The sequence below is a fragment of the Pedobacter ginsenosidimutans genome (assembly GCF_001442625.1).
Taxonomy (GTDB): domain Bacteria; phylum Bacteroidota; class Bacteroidia; order Sphingobacteriales; family Sphingobacteriaceae; genus Pedobacter; species Pedobacter ginsenosidimutans.
The window spans coordinates 277,221-298,430 of sequence record NZ_LMZQ01000002.1 but is presented as its reverse complement, the minus strand read 5'-3'; the positions used below and the strand labels follow the sequence as shown (position 1 = coordinate 298,430).

21 protein-coding genes are annotated in these 21,210 nt (G+C 38.7%); 7 read left to right on the top strand and 14 right to left on the bottom strand.

Going from position 1 to position 21,210, the window contains the following annotated elements:
* Positions 1 to 32 precede the first annotated feature (32 nt).
* From ASU31_RS03905 to gltX, 8 genes are all read right to left on the bottom strand, one after another.
* On the bottom strand, positions 33 to 425 hold the full coding sequence (locus ASU31_RS03905) for a response regulator (protein ID WP_245224463.1): 393 nt from the start codon (positions 423 to 425) through the stop codon (positions 33 to 35).
* Positions 418 to 1,002, bottom strand: coding sequence for a chemotaxis protein CheB (locus ASU31_RS03900; RefSeq protein ID WP_057931076.1), 585 nt, complete (start codon positions 1,000 to 1,002; stop codon positions 418 to 420). The genes ASU31_RS03905 and ASU31_RS03900 overlap by 8 nt, the downstream gene beginning before the upstream one ends.
* Entirely contained in the window at positions 987 to 1,805 is an 819-nt protein-coding gene (locus tag ASU31_RS03895) for a CheR family methyltransferase (RefSeq protein WP_057931075.1), read from the bottom strand. Before ASU31_RS03895 ends, ASU31_RS03900 begins: the two co-directional genes overlap by 16 nt.
* A gap of 3 nt (positions 1,806 to 1,808) precedes the next feature.
* Positions 1,809 to 2,180 carry a response regulator gene (locus tag ASU31_RS03890; RefSeq protein WP_057931074.1) on the bottom strand — a complete coding sequence of 124 codons (372 nt, stop codon included), beginning with the start codon at positions 2,178 to 2,180 and terminating at the stop codon, positions 1,809 to 1,811.
* 16 nt (positions 2,181 to 2,196) lie between these two features.
* Positions 2,197 to 5,781: a response regulator gene (locus ASU31_RS03885; RefSeq protein ID WP_057931073.1), complete on the bottom strand. Its 3,585-nt coding sequence runs from the start codon at positions 5,779 to 5,781 to the stop codon at positions 2,197 to 2,199.
* 18 nt (positions 5,782 to 5,799) lie between these two features.
* On the bottom strand, positions 5,800 to 6,933 hold the full coding sequence (locus ASU31_RS03880) for a hybrid sensor histidine kinase/response regulator (protein WP_057931072.1): 1,134 nt from the start codon (positions 6,931 to 6,933) through the stop codon (positions 5,800 to 5,802).
* Positions 6,934 to 7,038: 105 nt separating this feature from the next.
* The gene (ypfJ, locus tag ASU31_RS03875) at positions 7,039 to 7,881 is read right to left on the bottom strand and encodes a KPN_02809 family neutral zinc metallopeptidase (protein ID WP_057931071.1); all 843 of its coding nucleotides are present in this window, start codon (positions 7,879 to 7,881) and stop codon (positions 7,039 to 7,041) included.
* A 164-nt stretch (positions 7,882 to 8,045) separates the two neighbouring features.
* Positions 8,046 to 9,554: a glutamate--tRNA ligase gene (gltX, locus tag ASU31_RS03870; protein WP_057931070.1), complete on the bottom strand. Its 1,509-nt coding sequence runs from the start codon at positions 9,552 to 9,554 to the stop codon at positions 8,046 to 8,048.
* A 223-nt stretch (positions 9,555 to 9,777) separates the two neighbouring features.
* On the opposite strand from gltX, the gene ASU31_RS03865 reads away from it, so the two are divergent.
* The 3 genes from ASU31_RS03865 to ASU31_RS03855 are packed head-to-tail and all read left to right on the top strand — an operon-like array spanning position 9,778 to position 11,888.
* Positions 9,778 to 10,986: a sensor histidine kinase gene (locus tag ASU31_RS03865; protein WP_057931069.1), complete on the top strand. Its 1,209-nt coding sequence runs from the start codon at positions 9,778 to 9,780 to the stop codon at positions 10,984 to 10,986.
* Entirely contained in the window at positions 10,967 to 11,476 is a 510-nt protein-coding gene (locus tag ASU31_RS03860) for a DinB family protein (RefSeq protein WP_057931068.1), read from the top strand. Before ASU31_RS03865 ends, ASU31_RS03860 begins: the two co-directional genes overlap by 20 nt.
* Positions 11,466 to 11,888 carry a hotdog fold thioesterase gene (locus ASU31_RS03855; RefSeq protein WP_057931067.1) on the top strand — a complete coding sequence of 141 codons (423 nt, stop codon included), beginning with the start codon at positions 11,466 to 11,468 and terminating at the stop codon, positions 11,886 to 11,888. Before ASU31_RS03860 ends, ASU31_RS03855 begins: the two co-directional genes overlap by 11 nt.
* A 221-nt stretch (positions 11,889 to 12,109) precedes the next feature.
* Here ASU31_RS03855 and ASU31_RS03850 read toward each other — a convergent pair whose 3' ends face one another.
* The gene (locus ASU31_RS03850) at positions 12,110 to 12,472 is read right to left on the bottom strand and encodes a DUF6249 domain-containing protein (RefSeq protein WP_057931066.1); all 363 of its coding nucleotides are present in this window, start codon (positions 12,470 to 12,472) and stop codon (positions 12,110 to 12,112) included.
* Positions 12,473 to 12,611: 139 nt separating this feature from the next.
* Here ASU31_RS03850 and ASU31_RS03845 point away from each other — a divergent pair, with 139 nt between their 5' ends.
* The 4 genes from ASU31_RS03845 to ASU31_RS03825 all read left to right on the top strand — a co-directional run bounded on the left by ASU31_RS03845 (position 12,612) and on the right by ASU31_RS03825 (position 15,347).
* Complete coding sequence (locus ASU31_RS03845; protein WP_057931065.1) at positions 12,612 to 13,178, top strand: Crp/Fnr family transcriptional regulator; 567 nt, start codon at positions 12,612 to 12,614, stop codon at positions 13,176 to 13,178.
* A gap of 69 nt (positions 13,179 to 13,247) precedes the next feature.
* Entirely contained in the window at positions 13,248 to 13,568 is a 321-nt protein-coding gene (locus ASU31_RS03840) for a DMT family transporter (protein WP_057931064.1), read from the top strand.
* Between the two features lie 718 nt (positions 13,569 to 14,286).
* Positions 14,287 to 14,868 carry an RNA polymerase sigma factor gene (locus ASU31_RS03830; RefSeq protein ID WP_057931062.1) on the top strand — a complete coding sequence of 194 codons (582 nt, stop codon included), beginning with the start codon at positions 14,287 to 14,289 and terminating at the stop codon, positions 14,866 to 14,868.
* Positions 14,865 to 15,347: an anti-sigma factor family protein gene (locus ASU31_RS03825; protein WP_057931061.1), complete on the top strand. Its 483-nt coding sequence runs from the start codon at positions 14,865 to 14,867 to the stop codon at positions 15,345 to 15,347. The genes ASU31_RS03830 and ASU31_RS03825 overlap by 4 nt, the downstream gene beginning before the upstream one ends.
* A 98-nt stretch (positions 15,348 to 15,445) precedes the next feature.
* On the opposite strand, the gene ASU31_RS03820 is transcribed toward ASU31_RS03825, so the two are convergent.
* The 5 genes from ASU31_RS03820 to ASU31_RS03800 all read right to left on the bottom strand — a co-directional run bounded on the left by ASU31_RS03820 (position 15,446) and on the right by ASU31_RS03800 (position 21,147).
* On the bottom strand, positions 15,446 to 15,973 hold the full coding sequence (locus tag ASU31_RS03820; RefSeq protein ID WP_057931060.1) for an RBBP9/YdeN family alpha/beta hydrolase: 528 nt from the start codon (positions 15,971 to 15,973) through the stop codon (positions 15,446 to 15,448).
* 104 nt (positions 15,974 to 16,077) lie between these two features.
* Positions 16,078 to 16,269 carry a cold-shock protein gene (locus ASU31_RS03815; protein WP_025141747.1) on the bottom strand — a complete coding sequence of 64 codons (192 nt, stop codon included), beginning with the start codon at positions 16,267 to 16,269 and terminating at the stop codon, positions 16,078 to 16,080.
* A 104-nt stretch (positions 16,270 to 16,373) separates the two neighbouring features.
* Entirely contained in the window at positions 16,374 to 17,300 is a 927-nt protein-coding gene (locus ASU31_RS03810; protein WP_057931059.1) for a hypothetical protein, read from the bottom strand.
* 69 nt (positions 17,301 to 17,369) lie between these two features.
* A complete protein-coding gene (locus tag ASU31_RS03805; RefSeq protein ID WP_057931058.1) occupies positions 17,370 to 18,245 on the bottom strand; it encodes a phosphodiester glycosidase family protein in 876 nt (291 codons plus the stop codon).
* A 385-nt stretch (positions 18,246 to 18,630) separates the two neighbouring features.
* Positions 18,631 to 21,147, bottom strand: coding sequence for a zinc-dependent metalloprotease (locus ASU31_RS03800; protein ID WP_057931057.1), 2,517 nt, complete (start codon positions 21,145 to 21,147; stop codon positions 18,631 to 18,633).
* Between the last annotated feature and the right edge of the window lie 63 nt (positions 21,148 to 21,210).

Genomic DNA, 21,210 nt, shown 5'->3' with positions numbered 1-21,210 from the left:
CCAGCCATTTGAAACTTCGTGAGTCTTCGGCGCTAACTCAAATGTTTTTTCACAATTTCTTCGAGTGCAGCAATATCAAACGGTTTCGATAGGTAACTATCGGCACCAGCTTCATCGGCTAATGAAGATATATCATTATTGGCCGAAAAATAAATTACTGGAATATGTTTTAAATCAGGGTGGTTTTTTAATGCCTTAGTAGCCTGTATGCCTCCCAGATCGGGCAACCAATTATCCATAAAAATCAAATCAGGCATATATGCTGCAACCTGTTCTTCTATGTTATTGGCATTTTCGGATGTTTTTATCTCATACCCGGCATCTTCCAAAATAAATGTACAGAGATCAAGGATATCCCTATTATCATCAAAAACAAATACTTTTTTTGTAACTACCATATTAACCTCCGAAAAGCAATTAATCATTTAACTTATTTATATAATCAGCCATATCGTGGCTATCCAATATCAAATGCGGCTCAACATTCAGAACCGCCTGTTGTGGCATATACGGCATTATGGCCGTATTTGGATTCTGTATAACCACCCTACCTCTAAAATTGTTTGCGCTTTTTAACCCTTCTACTCCATCTGCATTAGATCCTGAAAGTAAAATACAGACTAGTTTTTCTCTAAAAACCTCAGCTGCTGACTGAAAGGTAACATCAATTGATGGCCGGGAATAATTTACTTTTTCCGAATAATCTAAAGATATGCTTTGGTCTTCTTCTATCAGCATGTGATAATCTGCAGGGGCGATGAAAACTTTGCCCGGGCTTAAAAACTCTTTTTCTTCTGCTTCACTAACCTCCAGTGTAGTACGCGATTTTAGCAAATCGGTTAAAAGAGATTCGTTACTTGCCTTACGGTGGATCACTAATACAATAGGAAAACCAATATCGTTCCTTAGGGCAGGAAAAATTTCGAGCAACACATCTAAACTACCGGCCGAACCGCCAATAATTAATGCACCACAAGGCGTAGAATCTACAGTTTCCGCCATATTTTTTCCATTTTAACCCTTTTGTATTCTTTGGCTTTTGGCCAAAATTCCAAACTTTCTTTACTTCCTAAAGCAAGGTACCCTAATTTCTCGATGCTACCATCAAATAGGTTAAATACTTTATGCTGCAAGTCTTTATCGAAATAAATTAATACATTTCTACATAAAATTAGCTGAAACTCATTAAAGGAATGATCGGAAACCAAATTATGCGTAGAAAAGATCATCTTACTATTTAAGCTTTCATCAAATTTTGCCAAAGAGTAATTCGCCGTGTAATAAGTAGAAAAATCTTTTAAACCACCCGATTGCAGGTAATTTTCGGAATACTGCTTTAAATAATTTAAGGGAAACATTCCTTTTTTTGCTTTATCTAAAACCGATGGATTAATATCGGTGGCATAAATAAGCGATTTATTAAGCAGATTAAGTTCTTTTAAAACAATGGCAAGCGAATAAGCCTCTTCCCCGGTAGAACAACCTGCCACCCAAATACGGATAAACGGATAGGTACCCAACACAGGGAGGACATCGTTCCGCAAAGATTTATAAAAAGAAGGATCGCGGAACATTTCGGTAACATTAACCGTAATTTCCTCTAAAAAACGCTTAAAATATTGCTTATCTGTTTTAACCGTGTAACGAAATTCGGCGAAACTTACAAAATTATCCAGTCCGTAAAGACGTATAATTCTTCTTTTTATTGATGCATGAGAATATTCCAGAAAATCATATCCATGGCTTTCCAAAACATCATTCAACAGGATTTCTACCTGTTCGTTATCTATCGCATCACTTATCACCTGTTATTTTGTAAAATTTTCGATTTGCATTAATAACTCGTCAACATTTATCGGTTTTGAAACATAGCCTGATGCGCCTGCGCTTAAGCAACGTTCCTTATCGCCAACCATGGCCTGGGCAGTTACCGCTAGTACAGGTATATTCTGCATTTTAGCTGATTTTTTCATGGCTGCAATAGCCTGATAGCCATCCATATCCGGCATCATCATATCCATTAAAACGATGGCAACATTGTCGTGTTTCTCCATAATAGAAAAACCCTCCTGGGCACTTATAGCAGATAAACAATCGAAACCTTTGGCCTTTAAAACAGCTTTTAAAGCAAAAATGTTTCGGTTATCATCATCAATTATGAGAATTAATTTTTGAGGCATAAAAATAAAAAATGGTTTATGATTTATGATGATTTTCGTATAACCAAACCCTTAATAACGATATCAGCTGATCCATATCTACCGGTTTGCTGATATAATCAGATGCGCCTGCAGCAATACACTTTTCGCGATCGCCCATCATGGCTTTTGCCGTAACGGCCAAAATAGGCAGGTTCCTATATTTGATATCCTGTCTGATAGCTGTTGTAGTTTCGTAACCATCTAATTCTGGCATCATCATATCCATTAAAACAACATCAATTTCAGGGTTTTCATTTAATAGCTTGAGGGCTTCCTTACCATCAGTAGCTGCTACCACTTTCATCTGGTGCTGCTCTAACATTTTCGTTAAGGAAAAGATATTACGTACATCATCATCCGCTACCAGAACCGTTTTACCGACTAATACATCCTGTAATTCGGAAAACTTTTTAGGTGTTTTGCTTTTCTCCTTGCTTTTTTCTTCTACCAGATGAAGGAACAGGCCTGCTTCGTCCAAAATACGTTGATAAGAATGCGCCGTTTTTACAACGATGGAATCAGCATATTGCTTGATGCGGTTTTCTTCTCCCTTTGAAAGGTTTTTACCGGTGAAAATGATGATCGGTAAATTCTCTAAACCAGGTGTTTTCTTTACCACTTCGAGGGTTTCGTAAGCATGTTTATCAGGAATACCCATATCCAAAATCACGCAGTTAACCTCCGGCTTATGCAGCGCAGAAACACTTTCGTTTACCTGGTTAACAATTTCTGTCTGGATATTAAAATTGCTTAAAAAATAACTTAATGCCTTGGCATGTTGTTCATTTTCTTCTACAATAAGTACCTTTTTAGGGTGACGGCTTAACGCATGCTCTAGTTTTGAGAATATTTCCTGCATGTGCTCAAAGGCAAAAGGTTTATTTATAAAATCTACCGCGCCCTTTAACAAACTTTCTTTCTTAACCTGTAAAGAAGACATGATGTGTACTGGAATTGGACGTGTTGAAGGATCCGATTTCAGCTCTTCCATTACCTGCCAACCATCTTTAACAGGCAATTGGATATCGAGTAAAATGGCAAGAGGCTTAAAGGTTTTCGCCATTTCAATACCTGCATCGCCACGAACGGCAACCAAACCTTTATAATTTCTTTTTCGGGTAAAATCTAAAAGTGTTTTGGCAAAAGGGGTATCGTCTTCAACAATTAAAATTACCTTATCATCAGGCTGAATATTATCCCGGTCATCTTCAACCTCTTGCGGAATATTCTCGACCGTTAAGTGGCTCACTTTTTTTACCGGAGTCTCTAAGGCGATTACAGGTTTCTCTACCTGAGGTACAGCGCCATCAAAACCTTTATTTTTATCAATGGGTAAGGTAAGTGTAAAAATACTTCCTTCACCCTCTGTGCTCTTTAAATCAATATACCCACCCAATAGTTTGGCCAGCTCTCTACTAATTGAAAGTCCAAGGCCTGTGCCACCAAATTTGCGACGAGTAGAGCCATCGGCCTGTTGAAAGGCTTCGAATACCATGCCTTGCTTTTCGGGTGCAATACCTACGCCCGTATCGGTAACTTTAAATACCAGCGCGCCTAACTTTTCATTCTTATTAATATTTAGGGTTACCGCACCTACGCTAGTAAATTTAATTGCGTTTGATAACAGGTTTTTAATAATCTGCTCTAAGCGCATTTTATCGGTATGGAAAAACTCAGGAACTTCTGCCGATTTTTCGATAACAAAATTTAGGTTCTTATCTTTAGCCAAAGGATTAAACAACGAACGCATATTAAAGATGATCTCATCAACCTTAATATTTGTTCTATCGAGCTCCATTTTGCCTGCTTCAATTTTAGAAAGATCTAAAATTTCATCTATTAAACTTAAAAGACCCTGACCAGAACTTTGGATAACCTCTGCATATTCCTGATGCTCGCGGTCCATAGCCTCATTTTCGGCCATTAATCTTGATAATAACAATATCGAATTAAGTGGTGTTCTTAACTCGTGCGACATATTGGCCAAAAATTCTGATTTGTACCTCGTACTCAGTTCTAAAGCTTCTGCTTTTTGCTGAATTTCTATATTGCGCTCTTCAATCAGTTCATTTTTTTCTTCTAACAAACTGCTTCTTTCTTCCAGCTCCTGGTTGCTTTGCAACAATTCTTCTTGCTGTACACGTAATTCTTCTTCACTGGCCTGAAGTTTCTGTGCCTGTGCTTCTAACTCCGCATTTAAGCCTTCTAACTCATTGTGCTGAACCTGCAACTCTTCTGATTGTGCCTGCGTTTCTTCTAATAACTGCTGAAGCTTTTGTCTGTTCTGTGCGCCCAACAATGCGGTACCCACATCAGATAAAACCAAGTTTAAAAAGTGTAACTGCAGGTCGCTGTATTTACCGATAGTGCCTAATTCTAAACCGCCTATTGAAATTTCATTTCTAATAATTGGGAGTACAATTAACTGTGCTGGTCTAATATTTCCGGTAGCGTGTGTAATGGTTAATTCGTTCTGTGGAACATCATCAAGTAATATAGGCCTACCTGTTTTAACCGCCTGACCGATTAAACCTTGGCCAAGTTCTATGGTTTGGGTTAGATTTTGTCCTTGCAAAGCATATTGCCCTTTTAAATGCAGGTATCCATCGTCTTTAAATAAATAAAGGGCACCAATCTGGCTTTTGGTATAATTGGCCAAAAACTCAATAATATCTTCTGCTAAATGGAAAACATCTTTTTCGCCAACCATTTTTACATTTAAGTTAGCTACACCAGTTTGCAACCATTCGTTCTCTTCTAATGTATCGAAAGATTTTTTCAATGATGATGACATTGTATTCAACGAATCAGCAAGTTCGCCAATATCATCCTGGGTTTGGCTATCGAGTTTTACGCCATAATTACCGCTAGAAATTTGATAGGCAATTTCCTTAATGGCTACAATACGTTTCTCCATCTCGTATTTTTTATCTTCAATTTCTTGCTGAAGTTTAACACGTTCATCGAAGTCGATTGATACTTTTCTGTAGAAAAACAGCGTGATGAGTATAGCCAGAATAGCTGCAATTAAAATCAGGATTGGCGTATAAGCCGTAAGTTTGTTTAGCTCTACAGTACGGCTTTCGAGTAATCTGCGCTCTTCTTTTACCATGCGGTTAACTACATTACGGGCCTGATCCATATAGGTTTTGCCTTCTAATAGTACCGTTGGATCGATCTGCCCACCCAACGATTTAATTTCGATTGTTGAGGTAATGATATTGAGCCTGCGGGCCATGATGTTTTTTAATTCTGCAACATTTTTTTGTTGAACCACATTATCCTTTGTTTGGGCCTCAATCCTATTTAAAGCCGCCATTGCAGTATCTGTAGACCCGTAGTAAGGCTGCAGAAATATTTTATTCCCCGTTAAAAGGTAGCCACGTTGTCCCGTTTCGGCATCTTTTAAGGTAGAAATTACACCTTCAGTAGTTAAGATAACTTCATCGCTATGTTTAACCAGTTCGGTACTTTTAATCAGGTTATTGATACTTACATAAGAGGCAAGTGAACTTATAAATAGAATAATTAGCGACAGGCCAAGGCCCAAACGTAAATTATTTTTAAGAGTTGTTTTCATTATATGGATTAAGGATAATTAGATCTGGTTTTTAAGGATTTCTTCTTCTGTGGTGGGGATGATAAAATAAAATTCAGAACCCTCGTCCGGCACACTGTTTACCCCAATTGTGCCGCCGTGGCGGTTAATAATTTCCGAACAGATATACAAGCCTATTCCAAGGCCATTAAACCTGTTACTGTTATCTTCTACCCGATAAAATTTATCAAAAATTTTGTGCTGCTGCTCTTTTGAAATACCAATACCAAAATCTTTTACGGCCAGATAAAGTTTTTCATCTTTAATATTCGTGGTTACATTAACCTGATTGGTACCTGGGGCATATTTAATGGCATTCGTAATAAAATTGATCACCACTTGTTCCAAGCGCATTTCATCACCAAATATCATTTCGTCTGTTTTGCCCAGTTTGCTGATTTTAAAATCGGGATTAGATTGCTGCAACATCTCGATAGCATTGTTTACCATGTTATCAGCACAAAAACTTTTCATATTAAACTTCATCTTTCCACTTTCAATTTTTGAGATATCGAGCAGATCAACAATTAATTCGTTTAGTTTTTCGAGCTGGGTACTCGCTTTTTCGAGATGGTTCTGGGCCATGGTTTTATCATCCCTGTTGAGGCTGCGCTGCAACAACTGAATATACCCTTTTACACTGGTTAAAGGTGTTTTTAGCTCATGACTGGCAATGCTTATAAATTCGTCTTTTTTATGTTCAGCCTGTTTTCGGAATTCGATTTCTTCAAGCAATTTTTCCTGCACCTCGTTTAGTTTTCTATTCTGCTCGTAAATGCGATAAAACGTTTTTATTTTAAGGAGCAGCACATTAATATCAACCGGTTTGGTAATGTAATCCAGTCCACCGCTCAGGTACCCTTTGGTAATAAATTTTAGCTCTGTATTTACGGCCGAAAGAAATATAATGGCAGTATCTTTTGCCTTACTAAAACCAGAAATGGTTTCGGCTACCTCGAAGCCATCCATATCTGGCATTTGTACATCGAGAATAATCAGGACATAGTTGTTTTTTAAAACTTTTTTCAGCGCTTCTTCGCCAGACGATGCGGTATCAACCTCAAAACTGTGTGCCTGTAATACTTTCTGTAACGAGATCAGGTTTTCGGGCCTGTCATCAACTATAAGGATCATCTTTTATTAAAACAAATAAGAAGCCGGGATAATTATGTTTGGTTTTGAGATAAAAACCTCATTAACTGTAAACAAACAATGCACTTTTAAAAAAGTTTTTATTTTTTATAAATTGTTTGAATTAAAAGTATCGCCCTGTCTAATATCTCCTGTTTCGAAGCCTTTTTTAAACCAATACATCCGTTGTGCGGAGGTGCCATGGGTAAAAGAATCTGGCTGAACATCGCCTGTCGCCTGTTTTTGCAATTTATCATCACCTATGGCATTGGCAGCAGTTAATGCTTCTTCTATATCTCCTTCATCCAATTTAAAATCTTTAAGGTTTTGAGCATTGTGCGCCCAAAGTCCAGCAAAAAAATCGGCTTGTAGCTCTAATTTCACCGATAAGCGGTTATATTCTTTTTCGCTCACCTGGCCACGTGCCCGATCTAGTTTTTCCGAAATTCCCAGTAAATTTTGAACATGATGGCCTACCTCATGTGCAATTACATAAGCCTGTGCAAAATCTCCGGCAGCACCGAAACGGTTTTTTAAATCGTCGTAAAATGATAAATCGATATAAACTTTATGGTCGCCAGGGCAGTAAAACGGACCTACATTGGCTCCTGCATTGCCACAGGCAGTTTGCACAGCATCCCTAAATAGTCTGAGCTTAGGATACTCATACTGTTTGCCCATCGCCTGAAATTCCTTATCCCATACCTGCTCGGTTGATTCTAATACACCCGCTACAAACTGTGCCTGTGGATCGTTAGCCGGAACGCCCTGCTTAACTTCTTCCGTGCCTGTAGTAGCCGGAAGTTGACTAACTAGGCCAGTTAAATCTTTTCCAAAAATTAGGCCGAGCACCACGATTATTATACCTACACCGCCCCCGAGGATGGTTTTCCCACCGCCACCACTTCTTCCGTCTTCTACATTATTACTGCCTTTACCAAACCATTGCATAATTTATTTCTTTAGTTTAATGAATAACCTTAATTATGGGACAATTGTTATACTAAAGTATAAATTATTTTTATTGATTTATTCTTTTGGATTATTGCAAAAAAAGAAGCCAGGTTTTAAACCCGGCTTCTCCATATGATCTTCTTGCATTCACAGAACAAATGCTAACTATTAAAAACAGCAATTGCTTTTGCTATCCTTGTTTTAGTTTCTGTTGTGCCCAACAACACAGCAATATCAAAAACACCAGGCCCAAATTTACCGCCTACCAGCATAATGCGGAAAGGCAACATCAATTCGCCTGGTTTAAAGCCTTTTTCTTCTGCCAGGGCTTTAAAAGCGGCTTCGGCAGTGCCCGCATCGGTTAATGTTAAACGATCAGCAAAAGCATTAAAAAAATCAGCCTTTTCAGCTGTCCATTTTGGCTTTACCGAGTTTACATCATATTCTGCCGGCGAAGCAAAAAAGTAACTGCTTTGTGCCACAAAATCGGGCAATAAAGTACAGCGGTCTTTAATTAAATCGATTATGGTGTTTAAAAAAGCTTCGTCTTTTACTTCAATACCTGCTTTTTCGAGCTCGGCTTTAAATGTCAAATGTAAACTACCAGCTGAAGACTGTTTAATCCACTCATGGTTATACCATTTGGCTTTTTCGAAATCGAATTTAGCCCCTGCTTTACTAATCCTTTCTATTGAGAATTTTTCTTCCAGCTCATTTAACGAGAATAACTCCTGGTCGGTACCATCATTCCAGCCTAAAAGTGCCAGCATATTGATAAAAGCTTCGGGCATAAAACCCATTTCTTTAAATCCTTTGGTAATGTCGCCGGTTTTAGGATCGGTCCAGTTCATTGCATAAACCGGGAAACCTAATCGGTCACCATCGCGTTTACTTAATTTTCCGTGTCCATCTGGTTTTAAAATTAAAGGTAAATGTGCCCATGCAGGCATCTCAGCCTCCCATCCTAAATATTTCCAGAGTAAAATATGAACCGGAGCCGATGGCAACCATTCTTCTCCCCTAAAAGCATGACTAATTTCCATTGCTTTATCATCAACCACAACGGCTAAATGGTAGGTTGGCATTCCGTCGGCTTTTAATAATACTTTATCATCAACCAACGAGGTTTCGAAGCTTACATCACCACGGATTAAATCATTAAAATGTACAATTTCATCGGCTGGTACTTTAATGCGGATAACATGTGGTGTTTTGGCCGCCAGTAACTCTTCAACCTCGCTAATGGTAAGGGTTAAGGAATTGCGCATCTGCATACGTGTAGCCTGCCCGTATTGGAAATTTGGAATTTCTTTACGTTTGGCATCTAAATCTTCTGGGGTATCGAAAGCATAATAAGCATAACCATCGCTAATCAGCTGTTCGGCAAATTTCCGGTAACTCGGCTTTCTTTCGCTTTGGCGGTACGGACCATAAGCGCCGGGATTGCCCGGACTCTCATCTGGTGTAATGCCGCACCAATCTAAACAGTTTACAATATATTGTTCGGCGCCTTCTACAAAGCGGTTTTGATCAGTATCTTCTACACGAAGTACAAAAGTTCCGTTATTTTTTTTAGCAAATAAATAATTGAACAAGGCAGTGCGTACACCACCTAAATGCAAACCTCCGGTTGGGCTTGGGGCAAATCTTACTCTAACTTTCTTATCCATAATTGGTTTGTTGAGCGGTTGGCGTTAGGCGTTGGGCGCTCTAGCGCTTACCGCTCTGCGCAAAAACGCAAGACGTTGCAAAGATATGTTTTTCATCCATTTTATAGTGTTTCATCTGTGATGAAGCTACTAAGCATTCGAAATGATTGCTTTAAGGTTTTTGAAAAAGCATAATGGTTTTATGTTTTTTCCGTTTTGTTATTGTAATTTGGCTAGCTAAAGCATGAATCCTTATCAAAAGAAACGCCGCTGGAAGTTTTTCCTTCTAATTTTTGCCATCTTAATTGGCATTGCCTCAGTATTTTACACCGATTCTTTTGTAAAAAAAATGGAACGCGAAGAGGCAGACCAGTTTCATCTTTGGGTGAAAATTCAGGAACGGGCCATGTTTCTTTACGATAATGACGATTATCGGGTAATTGTAGAAACGGTACGTGCAAACACCAAAACACCTGTAATCATGATCGATTCTGCAGGAGCGATTACTTCTTTTTTTGGTTTAGACAGCACTAAAACCAATTATCCCGTTGCAGACGCTAAACTCACCTACGATAGTTTGTATTTTGTTAGGCAGCTGAGGCAGATGAAAGCACAGCATCCACCTGATGAAATGAATTTTTTGGGCAAAAAATTTAAGGCTTACTATCGCGACTCTTTTATTTTAACACAGTTGAGGTATTTCCCATACATCCAAATGGGTGTTATCTTTCTGTTCCTTTTAACAGCTTATGCAGCATTCAGTTCGGCCCGAAGAGATGAACAAGATCATGTTTGGGTAGGTTTGGCCAAAGAAACGGCTCACCAGCTGGGTACGCCAATATCATCACTCATGGCCTGGACAGAGCTCATGAAATCTAAATTTGATGCAGAAGATGATCCACTGATTGCGGAAATGGAAAACGATATTAAGCGTCTGGAAATTATTACCGACCGTTTCTCGAAAATAGGTTCAAAACCCATACTCGAAGATCATACAGTTTACATTGTAATCAGCGATTTTATACGCTATTTTAAAGTACGTACCTCAGACAAGGTTAAATTCAGCATTACCGGCGATGAGCAGGTAAGGGCAATGTTAAACGTTCCATTATTTGATTGGGTGATTGAAAACCTTTTAAAAAATGCAGCAAACGCTATCGAAAACGAAGGGTCGATCTCCATTAACATTATAGAAAATTTAGCTAAAGAGCAGGTTTTTATTGATGTGAGCGATACCGGAAAGGGTATTCCAAGATCTAAGTTCGATGCGGTTTTCCAACCTGGCTATACTACACGTAAGCGCGGTTGGGGTTTGGGTTTATCGCTTACCAAACGTATTGTAGAAAATTACCACAGTGGAGAAATTTTTGTAAAAGACTCTGAACTGGGTAAAGGCACAACTTTTAGAATAATATTAAAAAGCAGTTTAAGATATGAACCGACCACGGCCTAACGAATATCCAACATGGGGCGAAACCTATATCAGTAAAGTAGATCGAGATATTTTCGAAATTTTAAACGATCAGATTCAAAGCCTTCCGGCCCTGTTTAGGGCAAACGCCGATAAAGCTGATTATGCCTATGCCGAAGGTAAATGGACACTGAAAGAAATGTTAGGCCATGTTATAGATGCTGAACGTGTTTTTGCTTTTCGAATTACCTGTTTTGCCCGAAAAGAACAGCAGCCTTTACCAGGTTTCGAGGAAGATGACTATGTAACCAATGCCCGCTTTGCCGAGCGCAATCTGGAAGATCTGATTGAAGAGTTTATTGCATTGCGTAAAGCCAATTTATACCTTTTTAAATCTTTAAATGAAGAAGAACTAAACAGAAAAGGAATTGCTTCGGGCAGGGAAATTAATGTAAAATCTATTTTATTTATTGTGGGTGGCCATATCATCCATCATGTTTACATTTTAAAAGACCGTTACCATGTGGTTTAAAAACTTTACGGTTGATGAGCTGAACAACCGTCCTAAAAATCATTTAGGTGCGCTGCTTGATATCCGCTTTACCGAAATTGGCGAAGATTTTATTGTCGGAACCATGCCTGTTGATGAACGTACACATCAACCTGCAGGGATTTTGCACGGTGGCGCCTCGGTGGTTTTGGCAGAAACCTTGGGCAGTATTGCTTCTTATATGTGTATAGATCCTGAAAAGTATGTTGCTGTTGGTTTAGAAGTAAACGCCAACCATTTAAGGCCAGTAAAAAGTGGTTTAGTAAAAGGCATTTGCAAACCTTTACATATTGGGGCCAAAACCCAGGTCTGGGAAATCAAAATTTACGATGAACGTGGAAAAATGAACTGCATTAGCCGTTTAACCGTAGCGATTATTAACAAACCGCAATAAAGAGAAGTCATTCCTTGCAGTCATGTGCTGCCAGATGTTACCATCTGACAGTTATATTAATGCTTGGTCTTTTTTGTCAGATAGAAATATCTGACAACACAATATCCCACAGCGCAAAAAAAATAAGAGAAATCAAGTTTTGAACACCTCTTGTTCTAAAACCTGACTCCTCTCCGATCCGCATCAGATGAAAGCATCTGACGGCAGGACTTATTTAATAATTAAAACTTGTTATTATCAAGCCATTTCTTCTCTACCAGGTAAGAAACGATTAAACCCAGTCCGCCGAAAATTCCGATGAAACCAAAGTAAATGGCTACCGATTGTCCTTGTTCACTACGCGTCATGTCGCTGCCGAATACCCCTCTAACGGTGAAGAGCGCTACTAATAAACCTATTCCCAGGCCAACCAAAAGTAAACCGAACTTTAAACTTAAAAACGGTTTTGGTGTAGCCTTATGCACACCTGGATCGATTCCCCTCTCGATCATTGCCATTTTCTCTTTATTTGATAGGTAGCGGATTCCGAATACCATTGCGAATGCACCTAAAAAAAGCGAGATTGGGACTAATATACCTTCCATGATTATAATTTTTTAATTTGTAAATATTCTATTGTTTAAATTGAACCGTGTTCTGTGTATTATGACTACACACTTTTTAATCAGGTTACACCCTTGCTGAAAAAAAAATCGATAGCTTTATCAAACATTCAAAATTCCCTTGTACGGTCAGTTAAAAAATATAGAAATCTTTAAGTCGCTCAGCAATGAAGCTTTAGAAAGGTTAGCGGCTGTTTCTAAGCGGGTAGAACATCAGAAAGGAACGATTTTAATCTATGCAGATAAAACAGAGCCTTATTTCTATATCCTCGAAAGTGGTATTGCCAGAGCCTATTCTGATGGCGAAAGCCAGCAGATAACCTTTTGGTTTGGACAAAGTGGTGCAGTTCTTTTTTCTTTTAACAGCTATATTAATAACAGCCCCGGGTACGAAAACATTGAGCTATTGGAAAACTGCAGTTTAATTCAAATCAGGCTAACCGATCTTTTTTTGCTTTACGAACAACATTTAGAAATTGCCAACTGGGGCAGAAAAATTGCCGAACACGAGTTAATTGCTACTGAAAGAAGATTAATAGACCGGGCTTTTAAAGGGGCGGCAGAACGTTATCAGGATTTTTTAGATCAATCTCCCGAACTGATTAAAAGAGTAGCCTTAAAACATATTGCCTCATACCTGGGTGTAACACAGGTTACCCTGAGCAGAATAAGAGCAGCTCATAAATAAAATCATTTTTTAACATTTGTAAAATGCTGTCCGATAAATGTGCCTTAAATTTGCAGAAACACATTTATCATGAACTGGATTATCTTAATTATTGCTGGCCTTTTTGAAGTTGGCTTTACCACCTGCCTTAAATTATCGAACAATTTTTCGAATATAAAATGGAGTACAGCTTTTTTTGTTTGTATTATTTTGAGTTTCTTATTGCTAAATAAAGCAACCCAAACTTTACCCATGGGAACTGCCTATGCTGTTTGGACGGGTATCGGTGCCGTAGGAACGGTAATTATCGGCATTTTTTATTTCAATGAACCAGCAACCTTTTGGCGGATATTTTTTATCTGTACGCTTATAGGATCAATTGCAGGATTGAAATTCTTTGCTTCACATTAGCGAGCGCTTGCGAAGTTTAATTATATTCATTAGCTGGTGAGCAAAAAAATGGTTGATTCCTTTTTTGGAGCGCAATGTCTGTACAGGTAATCAAGTTGGTTCCCGTGTTGCGCTTGTACGCTTCGGCTTAGTTTCTAAACCTGCAGGATACCGCTTCACCCGGGTCTAAATGGCTAAAACAGCATTTCATTTTTAGGGTTGCAGGGTGCACCCATGTTGTTCCGTAAACCTGATGGCAGCGGCAGCCCCGAAGCATGAGGGCTACAGCGAACAGCAGGACTGCAATCTCCAATGAAAACCGCACTTTCGTTTCCAAAAACCTAAAAAATGAATGTTTCTGCTTATCGTTTTCTTTTTGGAGCGCAGTGCCTCTTCAGTTAACCGAATTGGTTCCCGTGTTAAGCTTGTACGCTTTGGCTTTGTTCCTTAGCCTGCAGGGTACCGCTTCACCCGGGGCTAAATGGCTAAAACAGTATTTCATTTTTAAGGTTGCAGGGTGCACCCATGTTGTTCGTAAACCTGATGGCAGCGGCAGCTCCCGACTTCACGTCGGGACTACAGTGGACAGCAGGGCTGCAATCTCCGATAAAAACTGCCCTTTCATTTCCAAAAAAACTAACCTATTTACATTATTCACCTGGCAACGGATAAATAATAAGTATCCTTAATTATATTTCACGTGTAACCTACTTATCTTTAATGTAGTCTTAAGCTAAACATGGAGCAAAAACCTACAGATTTAGAGCTGATCCAAAAGGTATTGAACGGCGAAACCGATCGGTATGCTTTGTTGGTAAAGCGCCATCAGCGATTTGTATTTACGCTTGCTTTAAGGTTTTCGAAAAACAGGGAAGATGCCGAAGAAATTGCACAGGATTGCTTTGTAAAAGCATATAAAGCGTTGGGCACCTTTAAACAAACAGCTAAATTTAGCACCTGGCTGTACACGATAACCTATACTACGGCGATGACTTTTTTAAGGAAAAACCGTTTAGATACTACGTCGATACATGATGAAAGCACCATTTTACAGCTCGAAAACCAGACCTCTAGCTTTAACGCAAATGGCTATGAGCGGCAGGATAGCCATGCTTTTTTAAATATTGCCATTACCCAGCTTTTACCAGACGATGCGGCTATTATTACCCTATTTTACAAAGGCGAACAGAGTTTAGAAGAAATTGGCGAAGCGCTGCACATGGAAGCCAATACGATAAAAGTAAAGCTGCATAGGGCCAGGCAAAGACTTAAAGAAAAATTACAATATTTGTTAAAAGATGAAGTAAAGGAGTTACTATGAACACAATAGAACAACAGCTTTGGGATTACATTGATGGGAATTTAGATGATTCTTCAAAAAAAGCCATCGAAGAAAAAATTGAATCGAATGCTGAGATTAAATCCCAGTACGAGGATCTGCTAAAGCTTAATTTAGTTTTTGATGGGATGGATCTTGATGAACCTTCTATGTCTTTCAACAGGAATGTGATGGAAAGTATTGCCTTAGTTCCTGCCCCGGTAGCGATGAAAACAAAGGTCGACAAAAAGATCATTTACAGCATTGGGGGCTTTTTCGTGGTCTCGCTACTAGCCATATTAAGTTATGTGTTTTACAATGCTAACCTCGAAATGCCTCAATTCGATTTGAAGGTGAATTTCGATTTCAATTTAGAGAAATACATTACGCCTACGGCTATTTATGTCTTTCTTTTTGCAGACCTGGTGATCGGATTAATTTTTCTTGATCAGTTTCTAAGGAAGAAAGTTGCGCAGAAGTAAGATATAGATTAAATAGCTCCCTCAGATCAAATTGATTTACGCAGACTTATGCTCATCTGCGCTTCTCCCGAAATCTGCGGGAACTCAGCAAGGTAATATTACCCCAAAGTTTTTAAAATTTCCAATCCCTTTGGCCATTCACCAAAACCAGCATCGGTATTAATATGGCCAGCATTACCGATGTTAATAAATTCACTGCCCCAATTTTCGGCAAAAAATTCAGCCCTTTCTAGTGTTACCCATTCATCATTTGAACTAGCCACAACAATGGTTCTAAAGTTTATTTTATCTAAAGGCACGTGATCAAAACCCACCGTCGAGAAGTTATATCGGGGTGCTTCTAAATCACTTGGTGCAACGAGTAAAGCCCCTTTAATTTTCTTTTGATATTGTTTTGCCCAATTTGCAATTGCAATACAGCCCAAACTATGTCCAATTAAAATCACATTGGCCAAATTATAATCAGCAATGGCCCGATCTATTGTTTCAATCCAATCTTTGCTTGCGGGTAAGTCCCACTCTTGCTGATTAATTCGGATAAAATGATCTCCAGATTTTTCGAAATGCGTTTGCCAATGATCTGCTCCTGAATTACCCAAACCAGGAACAATAAAATAGTAGGTCATAATAAGTGAGAATAGATCCTGAATGAATTCAGACAGCGAAAAATAAAACAAAAAAAGGCCGCCATCGCAAGAAAGCAGCCTTCTCTGTAAATATGATAAATAAATTAAATTACTTTCACATTAACGGCGTTTAAGCCTTTTTTACCGTTAGCAACTTCGTACTGTACTTTGTCGTTTTCACGGATTTCGTCGATAAGACCTGTTGAATGAACAAAAATTTCGCTGTCGCCATTTGCAGGTACGATAAAGCCAAAACCTTTAGTTACATTGAAGAATTTTACTGTGCCTTCTTGCATTGTATTAAATATTAAAATTAAGTATGCAAGGTAAGTTTTAATTTTTAAAATCAAAATAAATTTTAACATTTTTTTAACGTTAAAATTTTGTAAATAGCAGATTACTAAGGCTTTTTAATTGCCTTCCCAATTATTGTTAAAGTAATTTCACTATTATGCGGAATCCCGAGTGTTGTTCCGGGAGCCACATCAAAAAGGTTTCTCACATAGATATCTGCTATCCCCTGAGCCACCTTTTTTTTAGCTTCAACATTCTCGGGAAGCACGTTGTAAATCGTTTTTACGTGTATCCTTCCCTGAAAATCTATCACCGCTGCAGCCTGGTATGCAAAATCTTTATAGGCCCGATCTATCCGGATAATATATTGCGGAAACATATAATCGTAAGCTTCGGTCCTGTTATTGGCCCGATCAACCGTGCTGATTTTTTCTACCCTTACGATTTTACTTTTGGGTATAAACTGAACCGGATCTGTTGCTGCAAAAGCACTATCGCTATTCAAGTTAACTTTGGCAGCACGCTTCTCTATAAAAGCAGTATCGGCCTTGCTTGGTTTTTGCAGATCGGCAGCCTTTGCCTTCAGTTTGTTTTTAATATAATCCTGTGCGTAAAAAGTCATATTTACATCCGAGCGAACATCTGAAGCAATTACTTTTCCATCAACCTGGATCCGCTGAAAAACCAAACTATCTTTACTGATGTGTTTTACTTTAAAAAATTCTGCAGCAAAATTATATACATTTCCGTGATCGTACTGCATGTAGAACTTTTGCATTCTTTGCTTCTGTGGACTCCAGGCCGACATGGTATCTTCTTTAACCACTTCAATGATCCAGGATGGTTTTTGCATAAAACCTTCGGCATTAAAAGAAAGTCCGGTTTTAAAACGGCGTTTTACCTCTTGATAACGGATGCCTTTTACTGGCTCGAAAGTAAAATCTCTTAAGGTTGGGTCGCTGGTTTTAGAGCCAAACTTACAGGCAGAAAGCATCAGCACAAAAAAGAAAAAGTATATCGTATTTTTAATCATTTCAACAAAAATCTTTGGCTAAAATAAGTTTTTTTAACCAGAGCTAAACATGCTGTTATAGATACAGGTTTATCTCCGTACTTGTTTTTTCACCAAAATGACGTTAGCTACTTTGCGCTGCCCTTCATGGTCCCATTTTTTATTATCAGTTGGATAGTTGACAACACCATTATCAGGCATTCCATTTACCCACAAAGTTGTAGAACCTCCACCATCAAAATTTAGGGCACTGGCACAACCTAGCCAACGCATTAACTTGGTTAGCTCGAACAAACTCATGCCTGCAGAGTTTTCATTTCTTCCATCAACAGTTAACAAAATTACCCTCCCATTTGGCTTTATCCCCAGGCAGGTACGCGGATGGCGCAAACGGCTAAATCCGGTCGTATCTAGCTTTTCATCAATATGATTTAAAGTTAATAAGGGGCCGTTTAACAAAACATCTTTAGCGGCCAGTTTTGTTTCCCAGTCACTTGTCCCATCCCACTTTTGGATCGAAATTTTTCCGTTCTCAATTACAACCGCTGCTTCCTGATGCCTTGCCCGATTTCCATTTTTATCCAAGTGGTTAGTATTAATGGTTTTTCCATTAACACGAACAAAATCTACCGACCCTCCATTTTTTACATCGAAAAAATTGCCGTTCACCGCAGCAATTGCTGTATCGCGTAATCCAAAATTACTGGTGGTAATCAGTTCTTTTTCTTCTGCCCCAATAGCAAAAACTGCCTTCCGGCCTGTATTTTTTATTTCTAAAAACGAAATGTTTTCGTTTGCAGCGAAAAGATTTTTCTGATCAAAATGATGTTGGAATAAAACCACCTGTTTGGCAATTCTGTTCTTATGCCATTCGGTTTTAACAATGATAATTGAATCGGCATTTTGGCCAAATGCTGAGAAAGAAGCTGTAAATAAAACAACCGCAAAGAATAGTTTTTTAAACATAATCCTGTTTTGCGATAAAATTAAAAAACTGCTGTGTGTTTAGCTTAAAGCATCAAAAATTATACAAAGGGGATTAAATAGATTCGTCGTTTCAAACGAAGTACAACGAAGCTGAGAAATCTTTTAAATTTCAATTCAATAACTTTAGTTCAAGATCTCTCTCCCGAAACTTCGGGATTGCACTACAGTCGAGATGACGATCTTTTTATTGAAATCCTGCGAGGTTTTATATAAAAAAGCGGAGCGGTCAATTTGAAGTGAACCCCAAAAGTTGGACAAAAACTTTTGGGGTCACACCAATTTAATGAGCTGCTCCGCTTTTTATTTTTGAATTAGTAATTTAGATGCTGAATAGTCTAACATTAAATCCCTATCATTCAGTTATTTATTTCTTAGGATCTAAAATATCTTTAATTCTGATATTTAAATCTTCGTAGTGTGCTTTGGTAATGGCATCACCTGCTGCTGCTCGGGCTTTTGTGGTCGCCAATAAGGTTTTTAACTCTGCTCTAACCAGTGGTCTGATATCAGATAAACCCACATTGATTGGCGTTAAACCGTAACTTGCTGCATAATCTACAGGGAACCCAACCGGAAGTTCTGCTTCTTTGGTCATTAAATCTTGTAAACGGTCTACATAAGCGCGTTGTAAATTACGTTTAAACGCATCTGCTCTTCCTGCAACAAAAACCGACGATCTTAAGTCCGTAAATAATTCAGGTAAGGTGTATGCTTTTGCTGCACCGTTTTTAGTTTCGTTATCTAATAAACGAGCAATACGCGAAGCGGATAATAAATTGCCTAAAGTATTCGCTTGAACACTTTTAATGCGGTTTAACAATACACCATTATCAAACTTACTGAGTTGATCATTGCTGATTAACCAAAGTGGGGTAGTAAATAATTGTTGATTGAAGAAAGCAACAGCTTCTTTTTGTTTTGCTTTAGGCAAATAGGCGTAAACTGGCCCTTTTTGCTCATAGGTTTTAAAGTTTTCGCTTAATCCACCAACATTTGTTGCCACATGCCCCATATAACGGTTAAACTGGCCAACAATTTCAGTGTAGATTTCTTTTAAATCGCTATAGTCTTTACCTTTTTGATAGGTCCATTTTTCTACGTTAGGCAAAATGCGCTTTAAGTTGGCAATACCATAAGTACTTGCTTTCATTGCATTGTCGCCCAAATCTTCGCTCTGCAAACGAGGATCTAATGAAGTTCCCTGACGGCCATAGAAATACAAAGGATTACCTGCATTTTTCAATGTCCACTGGTCTAAAATTTCTTTTTCCTGTTCTGCAGTTTTGTTTCCAGGAATCCAAGAATATCCCCATTTCACTACCCATTTATCGTATTCTCCAATTTGCGGGTGAAGCTTGGTTACGCCATCGCCAGGTTGAGCGATGTAGTTAAAACGCGCATAATCCATAATAGATGGTGCAGTACCATGTTTATCTGTAAATGCTTTCGAACGTAATGAATCAACCGGGTAAGCATAACTCGAACCAAAGTTGTGTGGCAAACCTAAAGTGTGGCCAATTTCGTGTGAAGAAACAAAACGGATCAATTCGCCCATTTGCGCATCCGTAAATTTAGCTTTACGAACTTCAGGATTAATGGCTGCAGTTTGTACAAAATACCAGTTACGCAATAGGTTCATTACATTATGGTACCAACCAATATGCGTTTCTAAAATCTGTCCGGTACGGGGATCGCTGATATGCGGACCATAAGCATTTGCAATATCTGATGCAAAATAACGAACAACCGAATATCTCGAATCTTCTACGCTAAATTGAGGATCTTGTTGAGGCGTTGGCGCTTCTCTACCTATAATGGCATTTTTGAAACCTGCAGCCTCAAAAGCTACCTGCCAATCGTTAATCCCCTGGATCAAAAATGGCACCCATTTTTTAGGCGTTGCAGGATCTATGTAAATTACAATCGGTTTTACCGGTTCTACCAATTCGCCACGTTTGTATGCGTTAGTATCTTTCGGAACTAAATTCCAGCGGTGAATATAAGCGGTACGCTCTGCCTTTTGTGCGTTGCTTCCGTAATCAATCTGCGATTGGCCAAAAAAACCAACCCTGCTATCCATTATTCTGGCTTTTACAGGGGCTTTCGGCAATAATAACATCGATGTATTAAATTCGAAAGTAACCGCACCATTACTGTTATCTGTTGGAGATTCTGCTGCACGGTAAGTTTTAGCTGTTTTTACTTCAACGTTAATCGGGAAAGTTTTTACCGTATCGATATAAGAACGTGTTGCATCGTACATGGTAACTTTATAAGCCTTACGGATCTGATCGGTAGCACCAATTGCCATTACATCACCATTATAAAAATCGGTCACATCAATTACAACACCAGTGGTATCTTTGTTATAAGCTTTAATTTCAAAGCTGGCTAAAATCTGTGCAAGATTAGAGTTTTGTACCGATTCGTACATATCGCTGTTTGGATCGGCCTTAGTTGAATAACTTGGTACACGGATGTAAACCTGTTTGCCTCTACGCTCCCATTTCCATACCTGTTCATTTAATTGTTCACCACCATATTGCTGGTTGCCAACTTTTACTCCCGCTGGTACCTTCGCCAACCGGGTAACCACAAGCATTTCGCGGTTGATCATCGAATCTGGTATCTCAAAATACCATTTATCATCTACCTTGTGTGTTTTGAATAAACCATTTGTTGTTCTGGCTTTTGCGGTAATTATTTCAGAAAATGGTTTAATTCCTTCTTTTTTGGGTGCTGCTGCCGGGGCTGCAGTTGGAGCCGCAGGGGTAGCTCCTTTTGTCGTTTTAGATTTTTTCTGGGCATATACCGAACCTGATCCGGCTACACCAAGTACTACGATACCTGCGAGGGCAAGTACCCTAAAGTTTTTCTTCATGTGTATATAAAAGTTAGTTTGCTTGGCAATAAGAGGTTAAAGTTAGAACCTTGTTACACGACA